The following is a 3,872-nucleotide window of genomic DNA, read 5'->3' as shown; positions in this document are numbered from 1 at the left end:
AGGCGGAGAAGGCCCAGGTAGGGGTGTTCTACCTGGGCCGACGACAACGAGGCGAGGCGCCGTCTGGCGCCGGCAGACTCTGGACGAACTTCCGGCGGCGACCACTAAGAGCGACCGGCAATAGGGGACGCGGCGTCGCGGGGCCAGGGCACGCACCCCAGCCCCGCTCCTTGATCCACACCCCTTATTGCCGGGTGCTCTTATGGCGACGTTGGATCCGGCGGTGGCCGGGCGTGACCGGATGCGGGGCTGGACAAGTCGAAGCATCCCCGCGCCTCGCGACGTCCGTGCCCCAGCCTTGTTTTTTGATCCACGCTCCTATTGCCGGGCGCTCTTGTTTTCGTGTTAGACTGACAGTATTCATCGTCGGTAGGCGGGCAATCTGCCTACCGGTAATGTATGTAAATGTCATTCGCGCATCCTGTGGATGATTTTCTCGTTGGATTCCGTCGACGGCTGGTGGGGCCCTGGTATGCCGAACGACGTGCTACCACAGGGCCTCCCGCCTGTCCGGCGGTGGTGGAATGATCGCGGTTTTTCACGGTTGTCAGGAGGGACCATGGCAGGACAGTCGATATCGGCGCGGGCCGTGACGGTGCCCCATGTCGGCACCTACCGTATCGTCCCCGATCGCTCCATGGTGCGGTTCACCACCCGCGGTATGTTTGGCCTTGCCAAGGTGGTCGGTATCGTCGCGATCCGCGAGGGCGCGGTGATCGTCGCTGACCCGGTCGAGAAGTCCGGCGTTCGCGCCGTGCTCGACGCCAGCAGCGTCAACACCGCCAACCGCAAACGGGATGACCATCTCAGGACGGCGGACTTTCTCGATGTTGCGTCCTACCCGGATATCACGTTCATCGCCGACGGAGCTCGGGATGCGTCTGGCGCGTGGGTTGTGCCCGGTACACTCACCGTCCGCGGTGTCTCCCGACCGGTGGACCTGACTCTCACCGCCGTGGTACCGGCCAGTGGCGAGACGCGGTTCAACGCCGTCACCCGGATTGATCGAAACGAGTTCGGTGTCACGAAGATGAAGGGGATGGTCGCTCGTTACCAGGCGATCGAGCTGGATCTCATCGTGGTGCCGTCCCCTGGGTGAGCCGGAAAGCGGTAGGCGCGCTCTGACCGAAGGCTTCGATTATCGGTTGCGTTCCCCGAGCTCCGCCAGGCCATGCTCGCTCTCGGCGACTCCGGCTGACCGCGGCGTCGGCTGTCCGGCATAGGTCGCGATTGCCTGGTTCTAACGGGGCCGCGAGGGGGAAGAGCGAGATAGATGACAATGGAGGCGTGCGACCCGATCATTGATGATCTTTTGGGTGTGGTGAATGCAGCCACCGCGGCGGTGGATCCGCATGGCATCATCACCGCGTGGAGCGCGCCTGCGTATCAGCTGCTCGGTTACTCGCCGGATGAAATCGTTGGGAAGCTGGGGATCGGCCTTCTTGCCACCGGTGTTCCAGGTCCGGCCCGCCGTGCCGTGGCGGACCAGCGAGGATGGAGCGGGAAAGTCGCTGTGCGCCACCGAGACGGCCGGCAGCTGGATATCGTGCTGTGCGCGTACCCGCTGCGGGACGCCGTGGGGAGGGTCCAGTGGTTCCTGGTCGCTCCCGCGGCGGCAGGATATGCGGATCCACCGGGCGACTCGTTCGGGCACGTCGGCGATCGGACGATTGTGGAGTGGGGGTTTCGCCAGGCTGAGCTCTTCATCGTCATCTACGATTCCCAGACCCGTTTCTGGCGGCTGAGCGCCGGCGCGAAATCCATGCTGGGTCTTGACGAGACCGACCTACGCGGGCGGCCGTTCATGGAGGCACTGCGCAACCCCAGCTACGAGGGATTCGCCGAGCAGCTGCGCCAGGTTGTCGAAACCGGCCGATCGGTGGTGTACGAGAACTACGTTCGCGCTCCCTCCGAGCCCCGCGACCATGCCTGGGCCACCAGCATGTCTCCGATCAAGGCCCCGGACGGTCGGGTGCTGGGCGTGTTCGCCGCGGCCTTCGATGTCAGCGAGCAGTACTGGGCCCGGCAGCGACTTGCCCTGCTCGACGACGCCAGCAGCCGTATCGGCAGCACCCTCGACGTGACGCGGACCGCTCAGGAACTGGCCGACATGGCCATCCCCACGCTTGCGGACTGGGCCAGCGTCGACCTGCTCGATTCGGTGTACCACGGGGGCGAGCCAGCTCCGGGCCCGCTTGCCGGCCAGGTCACCCTACGCCGGGTCGCCCACCACTGCGTTGTGGACGGCGAGCTGGATGCCGTCGTCAGCCTGGGGGAGCTCTGCGTCTACCCGGACTTCTCACTGCCAGCCCGCTGCCTGGCAACGGGCCAGCCCATGCTGAGTGGGACCGCCGATCCTGATGCCGCGCGAAGGGCCGCGGCTGATCCTGTCCGCGCCACGGCCAGCCAGCATGCGTTCCATTCGGTGATGGCAGTGCCGCTGCGGGCCCGGGGAGCCACGCTCGGGGTGGCGCTGTTCGGCCGGCACCGGCATGCGGAGTCCTTCAGGCGGGACGACCTCGTCCTTGCCGAGGAGCTCGGCTCCAGGGCCGCGATCTCGATCGACAATGCTCGTCGCTATACCCGGGAGCGCACCACCGCACTCGCGCTTCAGCGCAGTCTGCTGCCGCAACGGCTGCCCGAGCAGACGGCCGTGGAGGTCGCCTCCCGCTATCTGCCGGCCAGCTCCCAGGTTGGTGTGGGTGGTGACTGGTACGACGTGATTGCGATGTCTGGAACCAGGGTCGCCCTGGTGGTCGGTGACGTGGTCGGTCACGGTGTCCATGCCGCCGCGACCATGGGCCGGCTGCGTACCGCTGTCCGTACGCTGATCGATATTGATCTTTATCCGGGTGAGCTGCTTACCCGTCTGGACGACGTGGTCGCGCGCCTCGCCGCGGATCATGACGGCGTCGCGGGAAACACCGCGCCCCTGGAACAGGAGGCCGTCAACGACATCGGCGCCACCTGTCTGTGTGCCGTTTATGATCCGGTCTCCCGCGTCTGCACGCTGGCCCGGGCCGGCCACCTCCAGCCCGTTCTGGTCACTCCTGATGGCACGGCCGCCTTCCTGGATGTGCCCGCTGGCCCGCCGCTCGGGCTCGGCGGCCTGCTCTTCGAGGCGGCCGAGGTTGAACTGCCGGCGGGCAGCCTGCTCGCCCTGTACACCGACGGCCTGGTCGAGTCCCGCGATCGTGACATCGATGTGGGGCTTGAGGCGTTGTGCGCTGCCCTCGCTCCGCTGCGCTCCGGCAACGGCCCGCCTGGTCAGCCGGTGCTCTCCTCGTCCTTGGAAGCCATCTGTGACCGGGTGCTTGATGCTCTGCTGCCCGAGCATCCCGCCGATGACGTCGCGCTGTTGCTTGCCCGCACCCGCGCTCTCGACGCGAGCCAGGTCGCCAGCTGGGACCTGCCCGCTGACCCGGCTGTCGTCGCCCACGTCCGGGCGGGGGTACTGCGCACCCTCGGCGTGTGGGGACTGGCGGAAGCCGCGTCCACCACCGAATTGCTCGTCAGCGAGCTTGTCACCAATGCGATCCGCCATGGGCGTGCCCCCATCCAGGTGCGGCTGATCCGGGACACCGCACTGATCTGCGAGGTCTCCGATGCCAGCAGGGCCGCGCCGCACCTGTGCCATGCCCGTACCTTTGACGAGAGCGGACGCGGGCTGTTTCTGGTCGCTCAGCTCGCGGCGCGCTGGGGCACTCGCCAGACCCGCGATGGTAAGATCATCTGGGCTGAGCAGGCGCTGGCCGCGGCCCCGCGGAGCGAGGTTCGCGAAGGCACGTGACGGTTTGTGCGGCAGGGCCCGTGCAGCGACGTATGTGATCGGACTTAGTGGTCGCCGCCGGAAGTTGTTCGGGGGGTGCCGG

2 protein-coding genes are annotated in these 3,872 nt (G+C 67.1%); both read left to right on the top strand.

Going from position 1 to position 3,872, the window contains the following annotated elements:
- The first annotated feature begins 559 nt into the window (after positions 1–559).
- A complete protein-coding gene (locus tag MJ783_RS22540; protein ID WP_239313733.1) occupies positions 560–1,099 on the top strand; it encodes a YceI family protein in 540 nt (179 codons plus the stop codon).
- 174 nt (positions 1,100–1,273) lie between these two features.
- A complete protein-coding gene (locus MJ783_RS22535) occupies positions 1,274–3,790 on the top strand; it encodes a SpoIIE family protein phosphatase (RefSeq protein ID WP_239313730.1) in 2,517 nt (838 codons plus the stop codon).
- The last annotated feature ends 82 nt before the right edge of the window (positions 3,791–3,872 follow it).

Origin of the sequence: Protofrankia sp. Cj3 (assembly GCF_917627355.1) — a bacterium.
GTDB lineage: Bacteria > Actinomycetota > Actinomycetes > Frankiales > Frankiaceae > Protofrankia.
Note: the sequence above shows the minus strand (reverse complement) of the source record. Positions and strands in the feature narration are given on the sequence as shown.